The 25409-nt window shown below is 40.5% G+C and carries 24 protein-coding genes and 2 tRNA genes; 24 read left to right on the top strand and 2 right to left on the bottom strand.

Features of this window, described 5'->3' with window-relative positions; translation table 11 throughout:
• Positions 1-70 precede the first annotated feature (70 nt).
• The 8 genes from spoVT (at position 71) to H0185_RS01355 (ending at position 6100) form a co-directional block, all read left to right on the top strand.
• Positions 71-607 carry a stage V sporulation protein T gene (gene spoVT, locus H0185_RS01390; RefSeq protein ID WP_221870479.1) on the top strand — a complete coding sequence of 179 codons (537 nt, stop codon included), beginning with the start codon at positions 71-73 and terminating at the stop codon, positions 605-607.
• Positions 608-790: 183 nt separating this feature from the next.
• Positions 791-2389, top strand: a complete 1599-nt coding sequence (locus tag H0185_RS01385; protein WP_221870477.1) for a putative polysaccharide biosynthesis protein — start codon at positions 791-793, stop codon at positions 2387-2389.
• A gap of 13 nt (positions 2390-2402) precedes the next feature.
• Positions 2403-3866 (top strand): bifunctional methyltransferase/pyrophosphohydrolase YabN, encoded by a 1464-nt coding sequence (yabN, locus tag H0185_RS01380; RefSeq protein ID WP_221870475.1) that lies wholly within the window; start codon positions 2403-2405, stop codon positions 3864-3866.
• A 13-nt stretch (positions 3867-3879) separates the two neighbouring features.
• Positions 3880-4146: an RNA-binding S4 domain-containing protein gene (locus tag H0185_RS01375; protein ID WP_221870473.1), complete on the top strand. Its 267-nt coding sequence runs from the start codon at positions 3880-3882 to the stop codon at positions 4144-4146.
• A 77-nt stretch (positions 4147-4223) separates the two neighbouring features.
• Positions 4224-4526 carry a sporulation protein YabP gene (gene yabP, locus H0185_RS01370; RefSeq protein WP_221870470.1) on the top strand — a complete coding sequence of 101 codons (303 nt, stop codon included), beginning with the start codon at positions 4224-4226 and terminating at the stop codon, positions 4524-4526.
• Positions 4523-5164, top strand: a complete 642-nt coding sequence (yabQ, locus tag H0185_RS01365; protein WP_221870468.1) for a spore cortex biosynthesis protein YabQ — start codon at positions 4523-4525, stop codon at positions 5162-5164. The genes yabP and yabQ overlap by 4 nt, the downstream gene beginning before the upstream one ends.
• Before the next feature lie 16 nt (positions 5165-5180).
• Positions 5181-5555: an FtsB family cell division protein gene (locus H0185_RS01360; protein ID WP_221870466.1), complete on the top strand. Its 375-nt coding sequence runs from the start codon at positions 5181-5183 to the stop codon at positions 5553-5555.
• A gap of 104 nt (positions 5556-5659) precedes the next feature.
• A complete protein-coding gene (locus H0185_RS01355) occupies positions 5660-6100 on the top strand; it encodes a S1 domain-containing RNA-binding protein (RefSeq protein WP_221870464.1) in 441 nt (146 codons plus the stop codon).
• Between the two features lie 499 nt (positions 6101-6599).
• Here H0185_RS01355 and H0185_RS01350 read toward each other — a convergent pair.
• Together H0185_RS01350 and H0185_RS01345 are read right to left on the bottom strand one after the other, a co-directional pair.
• Positions 6600-6671 (bottom strand) — tRNA-Glu (locus H0185_RS01350).
• Between the two features lie 245 nt (positions 6672-6916).
• A tRNA-Met gene (locus H0185_RS01345) sits at positions 6917-6990 on the bottom strand.
• A 192-nt stretch (positions 6991-7182) separates the two neighbouring features.
• Here H0185_RS01345 and spoIIE point away from each other — a divergent pair.
• The 16 genes from spoIIE to lysS all read left to right on the top strand — a co-directional run bounded on the left by spoIIE (position 7183) and on the right by lysS (position 25124).
• The gene (spoIIE, locus tag H0185_RS01340; RefSeq protein ID WP_221870462.1) at positions 7183-9654 is read left to right on the top strand and encodes a stage II sporulation protein E; all 2472 of its coding nucleotides are present in this window, start codon (positions 7183-7185) and stop codon (positions 9652-9654) included.
• Between the two features lie 83 nt (positions 9655-9737).
• Positions 9738-10478: a vWA domain-containing protein gene (locus tag H0185_RS01335; RefSeq protein WP_221870460.1), complete on the top strand. Its 741-nt coding sequence runs from the start codon at positions 9738-9740 to the stop codon at positions 10476-10478.
• Positions 10447-11430: a serine/threonine protein kinase gene (locus H0185_RS01330; protein ID WP_221870539.1), complete on the top strand. Its 984-nt coding sequence runs from the start codon at positions 10447-10449 to the stop codon at positions 11428-11430. The genes H0185_RS01335 and H0185_RS01330 overlap by 32 nt, the downstream gene beginning before the upstream one ends.
• Positions 11431-11502: 72 nt before the next feature.
• The gene (gene tilS, locus H0185_RS01325) at positions 11503-12927 is read left to right on the top strand and encodes a tRNA lysidine(34) synthetase TilS (RefSeq protein ID WP_221870458.1); all 1425 of its coding nucleotides are present in this window, start codon (positions 11503-11505) and stop codon (positions 12925-12927) included.
• Positions 12911-13456 carry a hypoxanthine phosphoribosyltransferase gene (gene hpt / locus H0185_RS01320; RefSeq protein WP_221870456.1) on the top strand — a complete coding sequence of 182 codons (546 nt, stop codon included), beginning with the start codon at positions 12911-12913 and terminating at the stop codon, positions 13454-13456. Before tilS ends, hpt begins: the two co-directional genes overlap by 17 nt.
• A gap of 119 nt (positions 13457-13575) precedes the next feature.
• The gene (gene ftsH / locus H0185_RS01315) at positions 13576-15540 is read left to right on the top strand and encodes an ATP-dependent zinc metalloprotease FtsH (protein WP_221870453.1); all 1965 of its coding nucleotides are present in this window, start codon (positions 13576-13578) and stop codon (positions 15538-15540) included.
• A gap of 1091 nt (positions 15541-16631) precedes the next feature.
• The gene (locus H0185_RS01310; RefSeq protein ID WP_221870451.1) at positions 16632-17408 is read left to right on the top strand and encodes a type III pantothenate kinase; all 777 of its coding nucleotides are present in this window, start codon (positions 16632-16634) and stop codon (positions 17406-17408) included.
• A 31-nt stretch (positions 17409-17439) separates the two neighbouring features.
• Positions 17440-18321, top strand: coding sequence for an Hsp33 family molecular chaperone HslO (gene hslO / locus H0185_RS01305; RefSeq protein WP_221870449.1), 882 nt, complete (start codon positions 17440-17442; stop codon positions 18319-18321).
• A 22-nt stretch (positions 18322-18343) separates the two neighbouring features.
• Positions 18344-19216, top strand: coding sequence for a peptidyl-prolyl cis-trans isomerase (locus tag H0185_RS01300; RefSeq protein WP_221870447.1), 873 nt, complete (start codon positions 18344-18346; stop codon positions 19214-19216).
• Positions 19217-19378: 162 nt separating this feature from the next.
• Positions 19379-20302: a cysteine synthase A gene (gene cysK, locus H0185_RS01295; protein WP_221870537.1), complete on the top strand. Its 924-nt coding sequence runs from the start codon at positions 19379-19381 to the stop codon at positions 20300-20302.
• 151 nt (positions 20303-20453) lie between these two features.
• Positions 20454-21296, top strand: coding sequence for a dihydropteroate synthase (gene folP / locus H0185_RS01290; protein WP_221870445.1), 843 nt, complete (start codon positions 20454-20456; stop codon positions 21294-21296).
• Complete coding sequence (folB, locus tag H0185_RS01285; RefSeq protein ID WP_221870444.1) at positions 21289-21648, top strand: dihydroneopterin aldolase; 360 nt, start codon at positions 21289-21291, stop codon at positions 21646-21648. Before folP ends, folB begins: the two co-directional genes overlap by 8 nt.
• Before the next feature lies 1 nt (position 21649).
• Positions 21650-22162: a 2-amino-4-hydroxy-6-hydroxymethyldihydropteridine diphosphokinase gene (folK, locus tag H0185_RS01280; RefSeq protein ID WP_221870442.1), complete on the top strand. Its 513-nt coding sequence runs from the start codon at positions 21650-21652 to the stop codon at positions 22160-22162.
• Positions 22114-22335, top strand: coding sequence for a helix-turn-helix domain-containing protein (locus tag H0185_RS01275; protein WP_221870440.1), 222 nt, complete (start codon positions 22114-22116; stop codon positions 22333-22335). The genes folK and H0185_RS01275 overlap by 49 nt, the downstream gene beginning before the upstream one ends.
• A 24-nt stretch (positions 22336-22359) precedes the next feature.
• A complete protein-coding gene (gene dusB / locus H0185_RS01270; protein WP_221870438.1) occupies positions 22360-23364 on the top strand; it encodes a tRNA dihydrouridine synthase DusB in 1005 nt (334 codons plus the stop codon).
• A gap of 275 nt (positions 23365-23639) precedes the next feature.
• A complete protein-coding gene (gene lysS / locus H0185_RS01265) occupies positions 23640-25124 on the top strand; it encodes a lysine--tRNA ligase (RefSeq protein ID WP_221870436.1) in 1485 nt (494 codons plus the stop codon).
• Positions 25125-25409: the final 285 nt, after the last annotated feature.

The raw sequence follows: 25409 nt of genomic DNA, 5'->3' as shown, positions 1-25409 counted from the left end.
GGTGGATAAATAAAGGGTTCAACCATCATTGTCCAAAAATAATCATCAGATGAAAGTGAGGCAACGTTGGATGAAAGCAACTGGTATTGTTCGTCGAATCGATGATTTAGGCAGAGTCGTTATTCCGAAAGAAATTCGGAGAACACTGAGAATTCGTGAAGGTGACCCATTAGAAATTTTTGTAGACCGTGATGGTGAAGTGATTTTAAAGAAATACTCCCCAATTAGTGAATTAAGTGATTTTGCTAAGGAATATGCAGAAGCCCTGTATGATAGTTTAGGGAATCCAGTTTTAATTTGTGACCGTGATACGTATATTGCTGTTGCGGGTGGTTCTAAAAAGGATTACTTAAATAAAAACATAAGTGAGCAGGTTGAGAAAACGATGGAAGATCGCTCTTCTGTTCTCATGAACCAGCAAGGAACCGTTGCGCTGGTCGATGGAGTAGATGATACGATTTCTTCCTATACGATTGGACCAATCATTGCGAATGGAGATCCAATTGGATCGGTTATTATTTATTCTAAAGAAGGTACATTAGGTGAAGTAGAACAAAAGGCTGTCGAAACAGCTGCTGGATTTTTAGCAAGACAAATGGAGCAGTAATAGGACTTTAGTAGATAGATGATAGAAAGGGGATTGATCCCAAAAGCCGTATAGCTTTTGGGATCAGTCTCTTTTCTGTATATAAACAGGTTGAAACAGAAGACCAGAATGAGGGTGAATGCCGTTAATGACGGCACTTTATGATATAATACATTCGATATTCAGAATGGAAGGAGTTGGGTAATGAAGTCTGTATCAGGGTCGCAGGATCTTTTCAGGGGTGCGCTTATTTTGACAGCGGCTGCCTTAGTGACCAAAATATTAAGTGCAATGTACCGTGTACCCTTCCAAAATATTGTTGGCGACATCGGTTTTTATATTTATCAACAGGTTTATCCTTTCTATGGAATCATCCTTGTCTTGTCTACACATGGCTTTCCAGTTGTAATCTCTAAATTGTATAAAGAACAGCTTTCCTCCGATAATCAGAAAGGAGCTACTAGGCTTCTAGCCGTTTCCTTGTTTTTTCTAACAATTATTGGATTAGCTTTCTTTTTTGTCTTTTTTCTAGGTGCTGAAGCGATTGCTTCTTCGATGGGCGATCAAGATTTGGCGACTCTTTTTCGAGTGATGGCCTTCCCATTTCTGTTGTTTCCGTTTATCTCTGTGTTTAGGGGATATTTCCAAGGGGGCGGCAATATGATCCCAACAGCAGTATCTCAAGTAGGAGAGCAACTTATTCGGGTGATTACGATTCTCTTGCTTTCATACATATTGATTAAACAAGACTATTCGCTTTATCAAGCAGGAAGCGGTGCCGTTTTTGGATCAGTGACAGGTGGATTGGTTGGGTTAACAATTCTATGCTACTTTTTTTTGAAGTCATCAGACGGAATTCTCCAAAACCAATACAATCTCAAAGAGTTAGGGGTTACTGCCCTCCCTGTAATAAAGGCATTAATTTTCCAGGGGTTTGCTATTAGTGTAAGTGGAATGGTGCTGATTCTCCTACAGTTAGCAGATGCGCTAAATCTTTATCAATTATTATCCTCAACCGATATGACAATCGAAGAGGCAAAAATTGCAAAAGGAGTTTATGATCGAGGACAACCATTGATTCAACTTGGAACGGTGGTTGCAACTTCTATTGCCCTTTCCTTAGTGCCCGCAATATCAGGGGAAAAACAACGTCAAAAAACGATACAAAATGTGCGTATTGCTTTGCAGTTAAGCCTTTTAGTTGGGGCAGCTGCTGCGATTGGCTTATTCAGTATTATTGAACCAACGAATATTATGCTATTTGAAAATGCAAATGGGTCATTTGTGTTAGCGCAATTAAGTCTTCTAATTTTGCCGGGGTCTGTGATGATCACAATTATTGGAATCCTTCAAGGGATGAATCACTCTTTTTTTCCAGCTTTCATTGTCCTTGGAGGATTTGGGCTAAAATATATCTTGAACTTTTTCCTTATCCCCTCATATGGGACAGCAGGTGCAGCATTTGCGATTATAATTGCTATGATTGTGATGTTGATGATCCTAATTTTTAAGCTTCGGAAAGTCATGCAACAACAGATTCTCTCTACCAGCTTTATTTTAAAAGTATTGCTCATATCTGGGTTGATGGGACTAGTTTTACACTTTTACATAAAAACTGTTCAGTGGCTATTTTGGGAACATCTCACTTTACGGCCGTTGGCAGCATTCCAAGCGATTAGTGCTGTTTTTGTCGGGGCTGTCTTTTATTTAGTGATTGTCATTAAAACAAGATTGTTAGGAGAAAAGGAATTATTAATGCTTCCATTTGGAAGCAAACTACTGTTTTTGTTGCCAAAAAGATAGGAGTCGATAACAAATGAAAAAGATTACTGTAATTGGTCTAGGGGCAGGTGACCTAAACCAGCTTCCTTTTGGAGTTTATAAAGTGTTAACAGAGGGGAATAATATTTTTTTACGGACGAAGGAACATCCAATTGTAGCTGAGCTTGAGGAAGTCGGGCATAGCTTTACTTCTTTTGACTCTGTCTATGAAAAAAATAGTGAGTTTTCTGCTGTTTATGAAGAAATAAGTGAGATATTGTTGGAAAAGGCAGAAGAAGCTGCTGTTGTCTATGCTGTTCCAGGTCATCCACTAGTAGCAGAGCAAACCGTACAATTGTTACTAGAGAAAGGGAAAGCGCGAGGGATCGACATTGAGATTGGTGGGGGACAAAGCTTTTTAGATGCTATATTCCAAGCCTTAAAAATTGATCCAATCGATGGCTTTCAATTGGTAGATGGAACATCTCTATCCCGAGATATGATTCGCTTGAATACACATACCATAATTGGACAGGTTTATGATCAGTTTGTGGCTTCAGAAGTGAAGCTTAGTTTAATGGAAAAGCTCCCTGACGAGTATGAGGTAGCCATTGTTACAGCAGCTGGAAGTAAGGATGAGAAGATTACCTGGGTTCCTTTATATGAATTGGATAGGGAAACCGAAGTGCATAATCTTACCTCCGTTTATGTGCCACCTGTAAAGGATGAGCAAGTTCTCTATCGCGAGTTCTCAACCTTCCGTCAGATTATCGCTGATCTGAGAGGACCAAATGGGTGTCCTTGGGATAAAAAACAAACACATGAATCTTTAAAAAAATACTTAATTGAGGAAGCATATGAGTTAATTGAAGCCATTAATAATGAGGATATTGACCACATGGTGGAAGAGCTTGGTGATGTTCTCCTTCAGGTTATGCTTCATGCACAAATTGGAGAAGATGATGGCTATTTTACGATTGAAGATGTCGTAGAAGGAATTTCAGAAAAAATGGTCCGTCGACATCCTCATGTCTTTGGAAATGTAGAAGCGGAGACAGAGGAAGAGGTATTGTCGAATTGGCAGGAAATAAAACAACAAGAAAAAGGAATCACCCATAAATCCTTGCTGGACGGAGTCGGCAATGGTCTGCCGAACTTGTTAAAGGCGAAAGAGTTACAAAAGAAAGCTGCTAAAGTTGGCTTTGATTGGCCAGATATCACACCGGTGCTGGAAAAAGTGAAGGAAGAACTACTAGAATTGCAAGACGCAAAACAACAAGGCAATCAGCAAGAAATAGAACTAGAGTATGGCGATTTGCTGTTTGCCCTTGTAAATGTGGCAAGGCACTATAACATAGATCCTGAAGAAGCTCTATTTAAAACCAATCAAAAATTTTCTCGACGCTTTAGTTATATTGAAGAGAAAGTGGCAGCAAGTGGTCGTTCCTTCAATGACTATACACTTGAGGAATTAGATGCCTTCTGGGTAGAAGCAAAAACAAACGAAAAAGGGAAATAGGAGTGGATGTAGCATGAGATTAGATAAATTTTTAAAAGTATCTAGATTAATAAAAAGACGGACAATGGCAAAAGAAGTATCTGATCAAGGAAGGATTTTAGTCAATGGCGTAGCTGCCAAAGCAAGTACGAATGTAAAAGTTGGAGATGAGTTAACTATCCGATTTGGACAAAGACGGGTAACGGCAAAAATTGAGCGAATACAAGAAACAACGAAGAAGGAAGAAGCAGCTGATATGTATACGATTGTGAAGGATGAGCGACTTTCTGAATCAGAGTAAATAGGCTTGTTCTATTTAGCCCTCACCACTCATACATATGTACAAACCGTGTATAACGCGATTGTGGGGGATTAAATATGAGCCAGTACTTTGAACCAAATCAACAGAAGACAAACACTCCTGAACATGATGTTATCATGAGAGGAAGGCGGACACTTGAAATTTCAGGTGTCAAACAGGTAGAAAGCTTTGATAATGAGGAATTTCTGCTAGAAACAGTCATGGGTTTCCTTGCGATTAAAGGCCAGAATTTGCAAATGAAGAATTTAGATGTAGATAAGGGGATTGTCTCAATTAAAGGAAGAGTCTTTGACTTGATTTACCTTGATGATCAGCATGGGGAGAAAGCTAAAGGATTCTTTAGCAAGCTGTTCAGATGACACTGACAACCCAGTTTCTGACCATGCTTTCAATGATTGGCATGGGTAGTCTTTTCGGAGCCTCACTTGATACGTACAGTCGTTTTTTACAGAGGCGGAAAAGAAAAAATTGGATTGTATTCCTTAATGATATCCTATTCTGGATTCTGCAGGGACTCTCCATTTTCTATGTTTTATTTATTGTTAATGAAGGTGAACTAAGATTCTACATCTTTCTTGCATTGCTCTGTGGGTTTGCTGCATATCAGAGTCTTTTAAAGCGTGGATATTTAAAAGTATTAGAGTGGTTGATCTCTATAGCCATTTCAACGTATAAGATATCCATTAATCTTTTCAAGACTCTAATCTATCAACCAATACGGTTTTTATTGATTTCAACCTTTTCCCTTTTAATGTTAATCGGAAAAGGGGCCATTACGTTATTGAAGATCATTGGAAAGATAGTTTACTGGGTTCTTAGAGTTGCTTGGAAACCATTTGAACTTTTATTTCTACTTTTATGGAAACTTTTGCCGAAAAGGATTAAAAAAACCGTCGAGAGAATATATAATAAAATGGCAGGATTTACTCGTAAATTCCAGAAATACACTGTATCAATAGTAAAAAGGCTGAAGACCTTTAAAATTTTCAAAAAATAAGGAGGACCGCGAGGGAATGAATGCCATTAGAAAACGGAATATCTCTAAGTTGGAGAATGAGTATACGCAACAAAGTGAAAAAGCAGGAATTGCAGAAAAGAGAAAACGTAAAGTGTTATTCAGGCGCCTCGCAGTCTTTTTTGTGCTTGCAACCATCATATCTGCTGTCATGATTTCTACGTTCATCTCACGAACGTCTGCTCTAGAGACAAAGTTAGATGAAAAGGAAAGACTTGAAACAGAATTAGCAAAATTACAGAAACAACAAAAACACCTTGAAGAAGAAATTGTCAAACTAAATGACGAAGAGTATATTGCTAAACTGGCAAGAAGGGATTATTTCCTTTCGCAAGAAGGAGAAATTATTTTTAACATACCTGAAAATGACTAGGGATTCCCATTCAAAAAGAGCGCAAATTGACACTCTTTTTCCATGTTCGGTATAATATATAGTAGGTTTGATTTTTTATACTTTTAAGGAGGAAAATTCTTTTTATGTCAATCGAAGTAGGCAGCAAGTTGCAAGGGAAAGTAACAGGAATCACTAATTTTGGAGCATTTGTGGAGTTGCCAGAAGGGTCAACGGGGCTTGTTCATATTAGTGAGGTCGCAGACAATTACGTAAAGGATATTAACGATCATTTAAAAGTCGGCGATCAAATTGAGGTAAAGGTTATTAATGTAAAAGACGGAAAGATTGGTTTATCCATTAAAAAGGCAATTGACAGGCCGGAAAGACCTGCAAGACCTGCAAGACCGGAAAGACCAGACTCAAAACGTCAACGTCCAGGTAAACCCAATGATAACCGCAATAGCCGTCCTGAAAATTTTGAATCCAAGATGGCAAAGTTTTTAAAGGATAGTGAAGATCGTCTCTCTTCCTTAAAGCGCCATACCGAATCAAAACGCGGTGGCAGAGGAGCTAGAAGAGGGTAACTTGCTGCTGAATATATTTATATAGATGCCTTTATTAAGACAGATCAATCATTGATCTGTCTTTTTTATCTGGAAAAAACGCTAGCTACTCATAGGAAACCTATGTTCCTTCTCCATGGGACTTCACGGGATACGGTACCGTGTATAGTATTTATTCCTGAACAGGGAATAAAACCTCTCTAACGGGGAATATAATGCTCAAAACAGGGAATAAAATGAATTTTTCCAGTAAAGGCATTCTGAGTGAGGGTATTTTTTCATCAGAATAGAGGGGAAAGGTGGAATTTAGCTGAAAAATACCTAGCCCAAAGGTCAGTAACTAGTATAAATAATCAGGTTTTGAAACAAAAAGGCATTTTTTTGTAGTTTATAAGTATATATAGGGGACAAAAGGTGAGGATTATAGATTAATACTATACGAAGTATGGGTACTTTTCCTGTTAGTATAGACAAAAAGAGCACTGAAATGATCAGTGCTCTTGTGCTTTCCTATTTAAGATGACCCCTACGGGATTCGAACCCGTGTTACCGCCGTGAAAGGGCGGTGTCTTAACCGCTTGACCAAGGGGCCGTAATAATGTTTTTGGCTCAAGTTCATACGTCGCTGAACTAACCAGTTTCGCTTTTCGTTGTCTAGCTGCAGTGCCTAGGGGCTCGGGTCATAAGCCAATCCGCCAAGAAGGTTAAAGAACAACCTTCTCGCCGGCTCGTCTTATGCCTGTCGCCCCTGAACAAGGCACTTCCACTTTTCATTGTCTAGCTACGGCTCCTAGCGACTAGTGGACTTCGCTGAACAGTCGCCTTCGCATTTCATAGTAGCGGCGGAGGGAGTCGAACCCACGACCTTTCGGGTATGAACCGAATGCTCTAGCCAGCTGAGCTACACCGCCATAATTTAAAGCACAAAATCTATAATACTGAGATTTTATTAAACTGTCAATAAAAATATGAAAGAATTTTGTCGGTATTTTACCACATAATCAGTCGAACGAAAATCCAATACTTGTCCTTAATTTTGACAAAGTTTTGACAATGAACCTCTTATAATGAAGCACAACAATAAAATGCAGGGAGTGTATGGTATGCAAAATGTAGAAAGGACTGTGGTAAAGCCTACAAGTGACGTTCGTCTTGATAAGCCGAGATTCGAATTCTCAAAACTGCTTGTCAAACTTCAGACATCCATTGAGAGCTTTTTCCTCAGAAAAGGATATATTTTTCTTTTTATCGGTTTTCTTCTAGGTCGCGCATTAATCTTAGCCAAGCTAACACCTTTTAGCCTTCCCTTTTTTGCGGCCGTTTTCTTTATTCGTAGGGATCGTGCGCCAATTGCCCTCCTTGGACTTGTTGCTGGGGCGGCTACCTTATCTCTTGGGGAAGCAGCGGTTACGTTTGGAACCATTGTGTTGTTTTTAATTCTTTTCCGGGTTACGGGAAGGTGGATGAAGAATGAACTAAGAGGATTACCACTACTGGTATTTTTCACTATATTGAGTATGGAAATGTCAAGAACAGCGGTTATCGAAGGGAATATAACGGTATATGGAAGTGCAATGGCCGGAATTGAAGCCGGTCTAGGGTTAATCCTTGCCTTCATATTTCTACAAAGTATTCCTTTATTAACGGTGAATAAGCGAAGACAATCTTTAAAGACTGAGGAGATTGTCTGTTTAATCATCATGCTTGCTTCAGTGATGACCGGGACCATTGGGTGGACCTTATATGATATTTCAATTGAACATGTTTTGTCCCGTTACCTGGTGTTAGTCTTTGCATTTGTTGCGGGAGCTACAATGGGCTCAACGGTTGGTGTGGTGACAGGACTAATCTTTAGTCTCGCAAATCTATCAAGTTTCTTTCATATGAGCTTGCTTGCCTTTGCTGGTTTGTTGGGTGGCTTGTTAAAAGAAGGGAAAAAGTTTGGTGTTGCCGTTGGATTACTCGTTGCTACACTTTTAATAGGTATGTACGGTGAAACAGGACAACCAATTAACAAGATGTTACTAGAAACAGGTGTTGCGATTTTATTATTTCTTCTAACACCAACCTCATTAACTTCTAAAATAGCGAAATATATACCGGGTACCGCAGAATATTCGGCGGAACAACAGCAATATATGAGAAAAATGCGCGATGTGACAGCGCGTAGAGTGGCTCAATTCTCAAATGTCTTTCAAGCCCTGTCTAAAAGCTTTTCTTCGATTGAAGAGAAGACAGAAGGTGAAGAGCCAGACCGAGACCTTGACTATTTCTTAAGCAATGTCACAGAGAAAACATGTCAAACTTGTTTTAAAAAGGATCATTGTTGGGCGAGGAACTTTAATACAACCTATGAGTTTATGAGTGATATTATGCACGAATTAGATCATACAGGAACAATTTCACCAAAGCTGTCCCGGGATTGGGATAAGCATTGTACGCGTTCAAAAAAGGTAAACGACATTATGCAACATCAGCTGACTTTTTATCAGGCCAACCGCAAGCTAAAAAAACAAGTTCAAGAAAGTAGAAAGCTGGTGGCGAATCAGCTCCTCGGTGTTTCAGAGGTAATGGGTGATTTCGCTAAAGAAATTCAACGAGAACGGGAAAATCATCATAAACAAGAGGAGCAGATCCTTAGTGCTCTTCAAGAGTTTGGTGTTGAAATTGAGAATGTGGATATTTACAGTCTTGAACAAGGAAATGTTGATATTGATATGACCATTCCATACTGCGGGGGTCATGGAGAATGCGAAAAACTAATTGCCCCGATGCTCTCTGATATCTTGGGGGAAACCATTCTTGTTAATTCGGAAGAATGCGCCACCATTCCGAGTGGAGTCTGTCAAGTAACTTTCAGGTCTGCAAAGGCGTTTGCGGTTTTGACAGGAGTCGCCCATGCGGCTAAGGATGGAGATCTTATCTCTGGAGACAGTTATTCAACAATTGAACTTGGTGGCGGAAAATATGCGATAGCCATTAGTGATGGCATGGGAAATGGTGAACGGGCCCATACAGAAAGCCAGGAGACGTTGAAACTACTTCAGCAAATACTTCAGTCAGGGATTGAAGAGAAGGTTGCTATCAAATCCGTCAATAGCATTCTAGCTTTACGAACAACAGATGAAATCTTTTCAACACTTGATCTGGCAATGGTGGATTTACAAAATGCATCTGCTCGGTTTCTTAAAATTGGTTCGACGCCAAGTTTTATTAAAAGAGGAAGCAAAATTATTAAAATACAGGCGAGTAATTTACCAATGGGAATCCTCCAGGAATTCGAGGTCGATGTGGTCAGTGAACAGCTAAAAGCGGGCGACTTGCTGATTATGATGAGTGATGGTGTATTTGAAGGACCCAAGCATGTAGAAAATTATGATTTGTGGATGAAGCGAAAGATCAGTGAGCTTGAAACAAATGAACCTCAGGCCGTAGCGGATCTGATTATGGAGGAAGTGATACGCTCCCGATCAGGAATGATTGAGGATGATATGACCGTGGTTGTGGCAAAGATTGATCATAATATTCCTAAGTGGGCTTCCATTCCTGTTCAATCCATGCTCAAGGAAGCATAAGGTTTATTTTGTGTATTGTTAGTATAATTTATTCCCTACAAGTCGAAAATGGTAACAAATCATGTTACGGAGGGAGATTTTCGATGAAAACGGGGACGTTAAAGCAAGTATTGTTAATTACTGATGGCTGTTCGAATCAAGGGGAGGACCCGATTGCAATGGCTGCCCTTGCCAAGGAGCAGGGGATTTCCATTAATGTCATTGGTGTAATGGAGCAAGATGTTATTGATGATCAAGGCTTAAAGGAGATCGAAGGCATTGCCTTAGCGGGTGGCGGGGTAAGTCAGGTTGTCTACTCTCAACAGCTATCACAAACCGTACAGATGGTAACAAGAAAAGCAATGACCCAGACTCTACAAGGAGTAGTGAATAAAGAGCTTCAACAGATATTGGGTGGGGGAGCAAAGACGATGGAGGACTTGCCACCTGAAAAGCGTGGGGAAATTATGGAGGTCGTGGATGAACTAGGTGAAACCGTTCAACTTGAAGTCTTAATTCTAGTAGACACAAGTGCAAGTATGACGCACAAGTTACCTACTGTTAAAGAAGCTTTGTTAGATTTAAGCTTAAGCTTGAATGCCCGTTCTGGATCTAATCGTTTCTCTGTCTTTGTATTTCCGGGGAAACATAAAGAGGTTGAAAAGCTACTAGATTGGACCCCGAAGCTAGAATCTCTTACAACCATTTTTTCAAAGCTTAAGACTGGAGGAATTACCCCGACTGGGCCAGCGATTAAAGAAGCGATGAGCTATTTTCAACAAAAACGGTCTTTAAGGAGTCTGCTTTCCCGTGATGATGAACAATACTTTGAAGAGTCTATCTAATCTTAGCCCTGGAACCACGATACGAGGGAAATGGTATCAGAAACAATATACGATTATTAAAGAGTTAGGCTACGGTGCGAATGGGGTTGTTTATTTAGTCCGTGATAGCAATCGTCAGGCTGCTTTGAAAATAAGTGATAATCCGTCATCGATTACCTCAGAAGTAAATGTGTTAAAATCCTTCAACAAGGTCCAGGGATCTGCCCTTGGGCCTTCTTTGTTGGATGTGGACGACTGGGAACAGCAAGGCAAGCAGCACAGTTTTTACGTAATGGAGTTTATAAAAGGTCCAGATTTGTTATCTTTTATTCAACAGAAGGGTTCGGAATGGTTGGGAGTCCTAATGCTCCAGCTGTTAGCTGATCTGGAGATTCTGCATCAAAATGGTTGGGTGTTTGGCGACCTGAAGCCGGAAAATTTATTGGTGACTGGACCACCCGCAAGAATCCGGTGTATCGATGTTGGCGGTACAACCATTAAGGGAAGAGCCATCAAGGAGTTTACCGAGTTTTATGATCGCGGCTATTGGGGGCTTGGGAGTAGAAAGGCTGATGAGCGTTACGACTTGTTTGCTGTGGCCATGATTATTGTGAATACGTCTTATCCAAGAAGATTTAATAAAACAACCGGTGGACTTCCCCAAATAATGGGGATGGTCAAACAGAAACAAGAACTAGCAAAATACGAAACGGTGATTAATAAAGCTCTGTCTGGTCATTACCAGACAGCTGGAGAGATGAGAAGGGACGTACTGAGTGTTCTTCAGCCAAGGAAGAGTGGAGCTAGTAGTGCTCAACAAGCACAAGCTAAGTCGCGTGTGCAGGTACATAAAACTAGAACAGGAAAGCACTCAAGTAAACCAAAGAAAAAAAGTCATTTTCTTGAAACGGTATTTCTCATCGCAGCCATCTCAATGATGTACTTTTTTTATCTATATAGTCAGGTTCTTTAATGCATTTAGTGAAACTTTTAGAAGAATTATCCGTATTATAGGGATAGTTTATCTGTAAAAGGAAGAGTATATATGATTGAAAAAAAGGTTCACCGCTTTTTAGAAAGACAAAAATTTGATTTAACAGGAAAGTCCATTGCGGTTGGGGTATCGGGAGGACCCGACTCGCTTGCATTGCTATACTTTCTCTGGCGTTTAAAAGAGAACTATCAGGTAAGGATTGTTGCTGTTCATGTGGATCATATGTTCAGGGGAGAGGAGTCGTATCAAGAGGCCTTATTCGTTCAAGAGTTTTGTGAAAAGCGTTCAATTGCTTTTGAAATGAAACAAGTAAATGTACCGGATTACATAAGAAAAACAGGGAAAAGTTCTCAAGTCGCTGGACGGGAACTAAGGTACCAATTTTACAGTGAAGTGATAAAAAAACATGATTTAAACTATTTAGCCTTGGGTCACCATGGAGACGACCAAATCGAAACCATCCTAATGCGATTAACAAGAGGTAGCTCTGGGGGTGCTAGAGCAGGTATTCCATTTTCAAGGCCTTATGAAGAGGGGGAAATAATCCGCCCCTTTTTGTGTCTAACTAAGCAGGAACTTGAAGAATATTGTCAGAAACACCAACTAGACCCTAGAAGGGACCCAAGCAATGAAAAGGAAACATACAGTCGAAACCGTTTTAGAAAACATGTCCTTCCCTTTTTAAAAAGGGAAAACCCTCAAGTGCATGACCATTTTCAACGGTTTAGTGAAGAAATAAAGGTCGACGACGAATATCTTACTGAATTAACTCAGGTAAAAATGAATAAAGTAATGGAGACAACCAATGAGAAAGTTACTCTTGATAAGGATGCCTTTCTTACAATGCCAATACCTTTACAAAGGAGAGGGATTAAACTAATATTAAACTATCTTTATGGTGAACAACCTTCTTCTCTTTCCGCTATACATATTGATAGTATTTTTTCAATGATTAAAAATCCTCATCCTTCCGGTTCGCTTGACTTTCCAAATGGGTTAAAAGTGATCCGTTCGTATGGAAAGTGTTACTTTCAGCTTCACCCCTCAGAATCCAATCCATTTCAGTTTCAGGTAAATGGCCCAGGGTTGGTAGAATTACCAGAGGGCGGCTTTATAGAAGCAGAGTATGCTTCTAAAGATGCAGATGAAAGCAGGGACATGAAAACATTTCTTGTCCATACGGGCGTAACTGGCTTACCGCTTATCATACGCTCAAGACAAGCTGGTGATCGGATGACGGTGAAGGGCATGGCGGGAACAAAGAAGATTAAAGACATTTTTATTGATGAAAAAATCCCTAAATTTATGAGGGATAGGTGGCCGGTTGTTACCGACCGCGAAGGTACCATTCTTTGGTTACCTGGCTTGAAAAAATCGAGCCATTCAACCAAAGGCGCAGGTACTGGTGAACTAATGCAGCTTAGTATAAGCAATGATTTTTTCAGGGGGCACAAGGATCATGAAAAAGGATATTGAAAAGGTTTTAATTTCAGAAGAACAGTTACAGGAAAAAACAAGGGAACTTGCCGGTGTTTTGACCGAGGAATATAAGGACCGCTTTCCTCTAGCGATTGGCGTTCTAAAAGGGGCAATGCCTTTTATGGGCGACCTGCTAAAGCGCATTGACACTTATTTAGAAATGGATTTCATGGATGTTTCAAGTTATGGGAATTCTACTGTTTCTTCAGGTGAAGTGAAAATTTTAAAGGACCTAGACACTTCAGTAGAAGGTCGAGACATTTTAATCATTGAAGATATTATTGACAGTGGATTGACATTAAGTTATCTTGTGGAGCTTTTCCGTTATCGGAAGGCAAAATCCATTAAAATTGTCACACTGTTAGATAAACCAACTGGTCGAAAAGTGGATCTTAAGGCTGATTATGTTGGATTTATCGTCCCAGATGAGTTTGTTGTTGGGTATGGCTTGGATTATGCAGAAAAGTACCGGAATCTTCCTTACATTGGGGTTTTAAAGCCTGAAATTTATTCAACAAACGAGTAGGATGGCAAAAAAATTCGCACCGCTTGGGATTCTGCTCAACCGAGGGTAATTCCTTGTATAGCAATAATTTTATGTGATAATATTTAGTATAGTCTGTTGATTGTGGGAGGAGGTAAGGGATGAATCGGATTTTCCGGAATACCATCTTTTATTTATTGATATTTTTAGTCATTATCGGTGTTGTGAGTTTCTTTAATGGTAGCAATCAGCCTACACAGCCAATTGCTTACAATGAATTCATTCAAGACCTTGAAAATGGCGAAGTACAGTCACTTACCATACAGCCAGAGCGTGGCGTTTATGAAGTAAGAGGCCAAATGAAGGGCGCAGAAGAAAACGAATCGTTTATTACTTATGTATGGAACAGTGAGGCACAGCTTGCTGAAATAAGAGCTGCAGCTGAGTCTGCAGATGTTGAAGTGCTTCCAGCTAAAGAAACAAGCGGTTGGGTTACCTTCTTAACATCAATCATTCCATTTGTTATTATCTTCATTTTATTCTTCTTCTTGTTAAATCAAGCTCAGGGCGGCGGAAGCCGAGTCATGAACTTTGGTAAGAGCAAAGCGAAGCTCTATAACGATGAGAAGAAAAAAGTTCGCTTTAAAGACGTTGCAGGTGCAGACGAAGAAAAGCAAGAGCTTGTCGAGGTGGTTGAATTCTTAAAGGACCCTCGTAAGTTTGCTGAACTTGGAGCGAGAATTCCAAAAGGGATCCTTTTAGTAGGACCTCCTGGAACTGGTAAAACATTGCTTGCTCGGGCAGTTGCGGGTGAAGCAGGTACACCGTTCTTCTCGATAAGTGGTTCTGACTTCGTCGAGATGTTTGTCGGTGTTGGTGCCTCTCGTGTACGTGATTTGTTTGAAAATGCGAAAAAGAATGCACCATGTATTATTTTCATTGATGAAATTGATGCAGTTGGACGTCAGCGTGGAGCAGGCCTTGGTGGCGGTCACGATGAACGTGAGCAAACATTGAACCAATTGCTTGTAGAAATGGATGGTTTCGGCGCGAATGAAGGTATTATCATCGTAGCTGCAACAAACCGCCCAGATATTCTTGACCCAGCACTTCTACGTCCTGGACGTTTTGACCGTCAGATTACCGTTGATCGCCCAGATGTGAACGGACGTGAAGCAGTTCTTAAAGTACATGCACGTAATAAGCCATTGGCTGATTCCGTTAATATGCGTGCCATTGCACAAAGAACACCTGGATTCTCAGGTGCAGACCTTGAGAACCTACTCAATGAGGCAGCTTTGGTTGCGGCACGACAAAATAAGAAGAAAATTGAGATGGAAGACATTGATGAAGCGACAGACCGTGTCATTGCTGGACCAGCGAAGAAGACTCGTGTCATTTCTAAAAAGGAACGAAATATTGTTGCCTTCCATGAGAGTGGACATACCGTAATTGGTCTGATCCTAGATGATGCAGATATTGTTCATAAAGTAACCATTGTCCCTCGTGGTCAAGCTGGTGGATATGCTGTAATGATGCCAAGAGAAGATCGTTATTTCATGACAAAACCAGAACTTCTTGATAAAATTGTTGGCCTTCTTGGTGGTCGTGTTGCTGAAGAAATTGTCTTTGGAGAAGTTAGTACTGGAGCTCATAATGACTTCCAACGTGCTACAGGTATTGCAAGGAAAATGGTCACTGAATATGGAATGAGTGATAAACTTGGACCGCTTCAGTTTGGTCAGGCACAAGGTGGGCAAGTATTCCTTGGACGTGATATTGGCAATGAACAAAATTATTCAGATGCGATTGCATATGAAATTGACCTAGAAATTCAGCGCATTATCAAAGAATGTTATGCTAGAGCCAAGCAAATTCTTACGGATAACCGTGATAAGCTTGATATCATTGCGAAAACGTTGTTAGACGTAGAAACGCTAGATGCTGAGCAAATCAAACATCTTGCTGATCATGGAACACTCCCTGATCGCAGCTCATCTACAACTGTAACCACAGGTGATGATGATGTTAAAGTGACCATCAACAAGAAAAAGGATGAGTCGCAAGAACAATCTACATCCACTGAGGATAAAGAACCTCAAGATGAAGAAAAACCAAAAGAATAACATACGAAAGACGCTCTGATAAAGGGCGTCTTTTTTTATGGTTAAACTGAGTTAAAGTAAATTGTTGTTTTTCATACGTTGATTGGAGCGAAAGGCACGAAGACTCCTGTGGGAGTACATTCGGACTAAAGCTCCCTTACTTTGGCCAGTACTGTCCGAACTCTACCTTCATTCGGACTCAAAATCCGTTTTTTCTACCTGGTGCTATCCGAACACAACTCTCATTCGGACTCAATTTCCGTTTTCCCACCTGGTGCTGTCCGAACACATCCATCATTCGGACTCCATCTCCCGTTTTCTGTCCGGTGCTGTCCGAACACAACCCTGATTCGGACTCGAATTCCGTTTTTCTATCTGGTGCTGTCCGAACACAACCCTCATTCGGACTCAAAATCCGTTTTTTCTACCTGCTGTTGTCCGAACACAACCTTCATTCGGACTCAAAATTCGTATTTCTACCTGGTGCTGTCCGAACACAACCCAGAACGGGGCTGGGGAGACCCCGCGGGTACTTAAGCACATCGCAAGCCCGGGGAACGCGAGTGTAAATCAACACCCACCTTTAACGCAGCCTATAGTTAAAATGGGTTCAACTTCAATAGACCAGTTCTAGGGACCGTTACAATCAATTGTAGGATCTCCGCTGCAAGATTGCGTCAAGCATGATCTGAGTGGTTTCCATTATCCGCTACCTACGCTCGAGGCCAACCGCCGCTGACCAGGGTGCTTACGCTTTTCTACTGTCCAGCTCCAGCGCTTAGAGGCTCGGGTCATAAGCCACACCGAAATTGAAGGCAAAGAGCGCCTTCTATTCCGATGCGTCTTATGCCTGTCGCTGCTGACCAGGGTGCTTGCGCTTTTCTACTGTCCAGCTCCAGCGCCCTAGCGGCTATTGTCCTTCGCTCTCCACCCTACGATAAGTCAACATCGAATCGCTAACGCTCTTCGTGTTTCCTTTATCTCGGTTGGAGCGCTCCAGGCCATACGCCGCTGACCAGGGCGCTTGCGCTTTTCTATTTAGGAATAGAAAAAACTGTGGTATGATGTTGGCAGGTTTCTAGAAAGAAAATTACTTAAAAGTGGTGAAAACTATGATACTTGTCATTGACGTTGGAAATACGAATATTGTTTTAGGTGTATATGATCAAGATGAGTTGAAACATCATTGGAGAATAGAGACAAATCGTCATAAAAGCGAAGATGAATATGGAATGTCGGTAAAAGCACTTTTTGATCATGTGAACCTTTCTTCTTCAGATATTGACGGAATTATTATTTCTTCAGTTGTTCCTCCTATTATGTTTGCCCTAGAAAGAATGTGTCAAAAATATTTTCATATCAAGCCATTTGTTGTTGGACCTGGTATTAAAACGGGACTAAACATCAAATATGAAAATCCAAGAGAAGTAGGAGCGGACCGGATTGTAAATGCGGTGGCAGCGATCCACGAGTATGGAAGCCCGCTCATTATTGTCGACTTCGGTACGGCGACCACCTACTGCTACATCAATGAACAAAAGCAATATATGGGTGGCGCGATTGCACCAGGAATTGGTATCTCTACAGAAGCTCTCTATACTAAGGCAGCTAAACTACCGCGTATAGAGATTACACGCCCTGAAGGGGTTATTGGGAAAAATACAGTTGCTGCCATGCAGGCTGGAATTTTATATGGATATGTTGGACAAGTAGAGGGAATAGTTAAACGGATGAAAGCAATTGGAAGTGCTGATCCTACTGTCATTGCAACTGGAGGTTTAGCCAGTTTAATTGCAGATGAATCTGATGCTATTGATATTGTGGATCCATATTTAACTTTAAAAGGACTACGCCTCATTTATAATCGTAATCAGGTAACCAAAGCGTAGACCAGGATATATGCATGAAGGGAGTTTACAAATGAACGGAGATTATTTAGTAAAAGCACTTGCCTTTGATGGACAAGTTAGAGCCTATGCAATTAAAAGCACGGATACTGTCGGTGAGGCACAACGACGCCATTATACATGGCCGATTGCGTCAGCAGCACTTGGGCGGACGATATCAGCAGGTGTAATGATGGGCGCTATGCTTAAGGGTGAGGAAAACTTAACCATTAAGGTTGAAGGTGGAGGACCGATTGGTCTTATCCTGGTCGATAGTAATGCAAAAGGCCAAGTTCGAGGGTACGTTTCCAACCCTCATGTTCATTTTGAATTAAATGAACATGGTAAGCTCGATGTTAGACGTGCGGTAGGGACAGAAGGAACACTTTCAGTTGTAAAGGATATTGGACTACGTGATTATTTTACTGGTCAAGTACCGATTGTTTCTGGTGAACTGGGAGAGGATTTTACATATTATTTCGCAACCTCTGAACAGGTGCCTTCTTCTGTTGGAGTTGGGGTACTGGTTAACCCAGATAATAGTATTAAAGCTGCAGGTGGTTTTATTATTCAATTGATGCCTGGTGCTGAAAATGAAACGATCACAAAGATTGAAGAAAGATTAAAGAGTATTCCGCCTGTATCAAAGCTAATTGATAAAGGGTTGTCACCAGAGGAATTATTAAACGAGGTTCTAGGAGAAAACAATGTTAGTATACTTGAAACCCTTCCTGTTTCCTTTACGTGCAAATGCTCGAAAGATCGGTTTGCAAATGCCATTATCAGTTTAGGTGAAGATGAAATTAGAGACATGATTCAAGAAGATGGACAAGCAGAGGCTCAATGTCATTTTTGCAATGAGAAGTATGTCTATACAGAAGCAGAACTTGAACAGTTAATGGAAGAAGCGAAATAAGCTTAATCTGGGGGAAACCATAGTGGAGATATATCGGCTAAGGCGAGCCGTATTGATATTAGTCGTTTTCAACATCCTGACTATTGTCTTTTTTCTTTCCCGACCAGACTGGAAATCGAGTCGAGAAACCGTTGCAACGGTGGGAAACGAAAAAGTTACTAGGCAGGAATGGCTGAATGAGTTAGAGACGAAATATGGGGAAGAAACTCTTCGGGATTTAATCGATAAAAAAGTCATTACCACTTTGGCGAAGGAACATAAGATCAAGGTATCTGATGATGAACTTGAACAAGAGTTGAACATGTATAAAGCGATATATGGGATGCAAGAAAATATTAGTGGTGAGGAATGGGAAGAAAAAGTTAGAGTCAGTCTCCTTTTAGAAGAGCTTTTAACAAAAGATGCTAAGTTTTCTGAGGAGGATTTAGAAGCATACTATCAGGAAAATATGGACCTATTTAATCTCCCTAGTTCATATCATATGTCTCAAATTATCGTCAAAACACTGTCTGAAGCAGAACAAACCATTGAAGAGTTAGAAGAAGGGTCAACCTTCGATGTCCTTGCAATGGAACGGTCGTTAGATGAGTTCTCGGCAAATAAGGGCGGCGATTTAGGCTATATAAGAGAAGATGATGAAACATTGGCATCTTATATTGAGGAGGCGAAGGGAATGACTCCTGGCTCTTGGTCAGACCCTATTCAAGTAGATGGTGGGTATGCGGTTCTCTACCTTCATGATGCAATTGAAGGGAAAAGGTATCCTTTCGAAGAGGTAAAAGATCAAATTCGCCGACAAATTGCCATTGAACAAATGGATATACCTGTTTCCGCACGGCCATTTTGGGAAGAAGCAGAAGTTAGTTGGTTTTATGAAGAGAAAGCAAAACAATAACATCAAGGGCATGAACCTCATGGGTCATGCCTTTTTCCTATTTATTTAGGAAGGTTTAGGAAATAATTCTAAATAGTAGGCAAAAGGATTGACAAATTGCTAGAAGATTGGTAAATTTTAATTAAACCAATAAAAATACTCGGAATAAAGAGAGGGATTATGATGGCACGTATTGCAAACTCTGTTACTGAATTAATTGGCCAGACACCGATTGTTAAGCTAAATGGATTTACGGATGAAAATAGTGCAGACGTATATCTTAAATTGGAATATATGAACCCTGGAAGCAGTGTGAAAGATCGTATTGCGCTAGCGATGATTGAAGCAGCTGAAGAAAGTGGGAAGCTTAAGTCTGGAGATACGATTATTGAACCAACAAGTGGAAACACTGGAATTGGTCTAGCAATGGTAGCTGCAGCTAAAGGATACAAAGCAATCTTGGTTATGCCTGAAACAATGAGTATGGAACGCCGTAACCTTCTTCGCGCCTATGGAGCAGACCTTGTCTTAACACCAGGACCTGAAGGAATGAATGGAGCAATTAAAAAGGCAGGAGAGCTTGCTGAAGAAAATGGTTATTTCATGCCACAGCAGTTCAAAAACTTTGCAAACCCAGCAGTTCATGAAAGAACAACTGGTCCTGAGATTGTTGAGCAAATGGGCGATCAACTAGATGCCTTTATCTCTGGAATTGGTACTGGTGGAACCATCACAGGTGCAGGAAAAGTCCTTCGCGAAAATTACAAAGATATTAAAATTGTTGCGGTTGAGCCAACAGATTCTCCAGTTTTATCTGGGGGAAAACCTGGTCCGCATAAAATTCAAGGAATTGGCGCTGGTTTCGTACCAGATGTTCTTGATACAGAAGTATACGATGAAATTGTTCAAGTGCAAAACGAACAAGCGTTCGAATATGCGCGTCGTGCAGCAAAAGAAGCTGGAGTTCTTGGTGGAATTTCATCAGGTGCAGCCATTTATGCTGCAGTACAAGTAGCTCAAAATCTTGGTAAAGGGAAAAAAGTATTGGCGATTATTCCGAGTAATGGAGAGCGTTATTTAAGCACACCATTGTATCAGTTTGATTAAGAACTTTTTAAAAGAGGCAAGCTTCTAGCTGTGCCTCTTTTTTTATGGGCAAATGAAATTTAAATAGACTTCATGTATGATGTAAAGATGAAATAATCATTCTAGTTGTCTTTAAAGTAAGCTATTTTGACCATTGTTGGAGGATTTGATTATGGAACAAAATCTCGGTGTAATTAAAGCTGGTTCATATGAGCTTAATTACCGCAACAAAACCTTAATTATGGGGATTTTAAATGTTACTCCTGACTCATTTTCAGACGGAGGAAAATACACCCAAACGGAAAAAGCAATCAAGAAAGCCGAACAAATGGTTGCAGATGGTGCCGATTTAATTGATATTGGGGGAGAGTCCACTCGTCCAGGTTATACGCGCATTTCAGATGAAGAAGAAATTGAGCGGGTTGTCCCAATCATTGCGGCAATCACAAAAAACGTAGAAGTCCCTGTTTCGATTGACACCTACAAGTCTAAGGTCGCCAAGCGAGCGTTAGAAGCAGGAGCCCATATTATAAATGATATTTGGGGCGTGAAAGCAGACCCTGAGATGGCTAAGGTTGCTGCAGAGTATGATGTACCTATTATTCTGCAGCATAATCGCAAAGAACGTGATTACGACTTTTTTATCCGAGATGTTTATAATGATCTATATAAAAGTGTTGGACTAGCTAAAGTGGCAGGAGTGAAGTCAGAAAATATTATTCTAGATCCAGGGATTGGCTTTGCGAAGTCACAAGAACAAAACCTTGAAATGATGCGAAACCTCGATACAATGATCGCGTTAGGCTATCCTGTCCTTCTGGGTACATCGAGAAAGGGCTTCATTGGAAATATCCTTCATCTTCCCGTTTCAGAAAGGGTAGAGGGGACAGGAGCAACCATTTGCTATGGTATACAAAAAGGCTGTCAGCTTATTCGAGTACATGATGTGAAGGAAATGGCACGGATGGCAAAAATGATGGACGCCTTAATGGGAAAGGGGAATGATAATGGATAAGATTCATGTAAGCAGGATGGAGTTTTATGGGTATCATGGTGTTTTCCCTGAAGAAACAAAGCTTGGGCAGCGCTTTGCGGTCGACCTTACGGTTGAACTCGACCTTTCAGTGGCAGGGAAAAGTGATCGGTTAGAGGACTCCATTAGTTATGCTGACCTATACCAAGTTACAAAAGAAGTGGTTGAAGGTGAACCTTGTAAACTCGTTGAGGCAGTTGCTGAGAGGATCGCTTCAAATATACTTGAAAAATTCAATAGTGTGGCCCTCTGTCATGTAAAGGTTATTAAACCAGACCCACCAATTCCGGGGCATTACCAATCTGTTGCGATTGAAATTACAAGGGGTCGATAAAGTGGAAAATACGGCATTTATTGCAATTGGTTCAAATATAGGGGACCGATTGCAGTATTTAAAAGATGGAATTAAACAAGTGAACGCTCATGATAAAATAAAAGTGGTAAATGCTTCATCTGTTTATGAAACAGATCCAGTGGGTTTTACTGACCAAGATGCGTTTTTAAATATGGTTATCCAAGTAAAAACCGCACTTGGGCCCTACGAGCTTTTAGATGAGTTGCTATTAATCGAAGAAAAACTTGGTAGAAAACGGGAAATAAAATGGGGGCCAAGAACATTGGACCTTGACATTCTCCTGTATAATCAAGAAAATATAGAATCAGAGAAGTTAATCGTTCCGCATCCAAGAATGCATGAACGGGCTTTTGTAATGGTTCCGTTATTAGAAATTGATACACATATAAAGTTGCCAGGGATGGTCCGTCAAGACTGTTACTCAGATAGAGAAGGAGTTCGAATATGGAAGCGGAAAAATGGGGAAGACGTATTCGCGCTTTTCGGAAGCTAAAAGGATATACACAAGAAACGTTTGCTAGAGAACTTGGGGTTTCAGTCTCTGTCTTAGGTGAAGTGGAGAGAGGGAATCGTATGCCTGATGAATCCTTTAAAAGCCAAGTTGCTTTTATGCTCAATATTAGCGTGGAGGAGCTTGCTCCACCAGATGGGAATCAACAAAGGTAACGCAAAATTAGGCAGGAGGTAAACATGCTTAAAATTGGTGATGTTCAGATTGATAACCCTGTCGTACTGGCACCGATGGCTGGGGTGTGTAACTCAGCATTCCGCCTAACTGTTAAAGAATTTGGTGCCGGCCTTGTATGTGCAGAAATGGTTAGTGATAAGGGTATTGTATCTAAGAATGGTAGAACAATGGATATGCTCTATATCGATGAGCGAGAGTATCCGCTAAGTCTACAAATTTTCGGTGGGGAAAAGGAAACCCTCGTTGATGCCGCTCGATTTGTCGATCAAAATTCAAATGCTGCGATCATTGATATTAATATGGGGTGCCCTGTTCCAAAAATCACAAAATGTGATGCTGGTGCTAAATGGCTTCTCGATCCTAATAAAATCTATGATATGGTAGCGGCAGTTGTTGATGCTGTCGAAAAACCAGTAACTGTAAAGATGCGTATGGGATGGGACGAAGACCATATTTTTGCGATTCAAAATGCACAAGCGGTGGAACGTGCGGGCGGCAGTGCGGTTGCACTCCACGGGCGGACACGGGTTCAAATGTACGAAGGCACAGCCAATTGGGATATCATTCGTGAGGTTAAACAGAATATCAATATTCCGCTTATTGGGAATGGGGATGTTCAAACCCCGCAAGACGCAAAACGCATGCTGGATGAAACAGGTGTTGACGGTGTCATGATTGGGCGTGCTGCATTAGGTAATCCTTGGATGATTTATCAAACCGTTAAATACCTAGAAACAGGTAAATTAGCAGGGGAGCCTTCCGTTCGTGAAAAAATTGACGTTTGCCTGCTTCATTTAGACCGACTTATTGCTCTTAAAAATGAGCATATTGCGGTTCGTGAAATGAGAAAACATGCTGCATGGTATTTAAAAGGGATACGTGGAAATGCAACGGTGCGAAATGCTGTTAATGAATGTAGTACAAGAGAGCAACTCGCCACCCTATTAACTGACTTCGTTCAAGAAGTAGAAGAAAAGATGGAGTTAGCTGAATCAACAGCGGTGTAGGTTGACTTTTTACTCTTCATTTCCTATAATGCATTTGTTATTGACAAGGACTGCCAGAAGCATACTGGCAGTTTTTTTTCTAGAAAAAAGCGTCGATGTTTGGGTTATTTGATATCCTAAGTTGTAAATATGTATCATCTTAGGGTGAAGGCCATCTGTTTTTCTTATTACTTATGCATTTATCATGTCTATTATAGCTGAATTGTGTAAAATAATAGGAGTATTCATATCGAGTTACATATCAACAACAATTTAATCATTGGAGTGAGCAATAAATGAGTCAGGAAGAATTGAACGACCAGTTTATAGTTAGAAGAGAAAAAATGAATGCCCTTAGAGAAAAGGGGCTTGACCCGTTCGGAAAGCGGTTTGAGCGTACTCATGATAGTGGAACGATTGTAAGTGAGTTTGGAGAAGTAGAAAAGGAAGAGCTTGAGAGTCAAAACATCTCTGTGAAAATTGCTGGTCGAATTATGACCAAACGTGGAAAAGGGAAAGCTGGTTTTGCTCATATTAAAGACCTCACTGGTCAAATTCAAATATATGTTCGCCAAGATGCTATTGGCGAGGAAGCATATGGAATCTTTAACGATGCAGACCTTGGTGACCTTGTTGGCATTGAAGGGACTTTATTTAAAACTAAGGTTGGAGAACTATCGATTAAAGTTGGCGAATTCGTCTTCTTAACGAAAGCTCTCCGCCCGCTACCAGATAAATTCCACGGGTTAAAAGATGTGGAGCAAAGATATCGTCAACGTTACCTTGATTTGATTGTAAGTGACGAGAGCAAGGAGACGTTTATTAACCGTAGCCGCATCATTCAGTCCATGAGACGTTATCTTGATGACCATGGATATTTAGAAGTAGAAACACCAATGATGCATTCAATTGCAGGTGGAGCATCTGCTCGTCCGTTTATCACCCATCATAATGCCTTAGATATGACCCTTTATATGAGGATTGCAATTGAGTTACATTTAAAGCGCCTGATTGTGGGTGGACTCGAGAAAGTATATGAAATTGGTCGTGTATTCCGGAATGAAGGTGTCTCGACAAGACACAACCCTGAGTTTACGATGATTGAACTCTATGAGGCATATGCTGACTACCGTGACATCATGTCGCTAACTGAAAATCTAATTGCTTTCATTGCAAAGGATGTATTAGGCACTACGACCGTTCGTTATGGAGAGCATGATATTGAGCTTCAGCCTGAATGGACAAGACTTCATATGGTGGACGCAATTAAAGAATATACAGGTGTAGACTTCTGGAAGGAAATGACGACAGAAGAAGCGCGTGAACTTGCAAAGGAACACGGTATTGAAATCACTGAGCATATGCAATATGGTCATATCGTGAATGAATTCTTTGAGCAAAGAGTAGAGGAAAAACTTATCCAGCCTACCTTTATTTATGGACACCCAGTGGAAATCTCTCCGCTTGCAAAGAAAAATGATGAAGATCCACGCTTCACAGACCGATTTGAATTATTTATCGTTGCGCGTGAACATGCAAATGCCTTTACAGAATTAAATGATCCAATTGACCAGCGTGAAAGATTTGAAGCGCAGCTTAAAGAGAAAGAACAAGGAAATGACGAAGCGCATGAAATGGATGATGATTTCATTGAAGCTTTAGAATATGGTATGCCTCCAACAGGTGGACTTGGAATTGGAATTGATCGTCTTGTTATGTTGCTAACGAATTCAGCTTCCATTCGTGATGTACTATTATTCCCACTTATGCGTCATCGTTAATCTAAAATAAGGGTAAGGTGACTTGTGTCACCTTGCCTTTTTTTATTGCAGGAGATTGGTAAATTGTGTGAAAAGTTTTACTTTAGGTAATCTGAAAAAAAGTTTATAAAAACTATTGCCACGGGTAAATATGGGTGGTATATTAATAAACGTTGTTGCGAGACAATGTGTTATCAAGTTAAGTAATTAAAAAAACTTGTTGACATTGAGTTTCAACCTTGGTATTATATAAGAGTTGCTTCAACAGCAACAGATTGTCCTTTGAAAACTAAACAAACAAGCGTC

The organism is Mesobacillus maritimus (assembly GCF_019749255.1).
GTDB lineage: Bacteria > Bacillota > Bacilli > Bacillales > Cytobacillaceae > Mesobacillus_B > Mesobacillus_B maritimus_A.
Note: the sequence above shows the minus strand (reverse complement) of the source record. Positions and strands in the feature narration are given on the sequence as shown.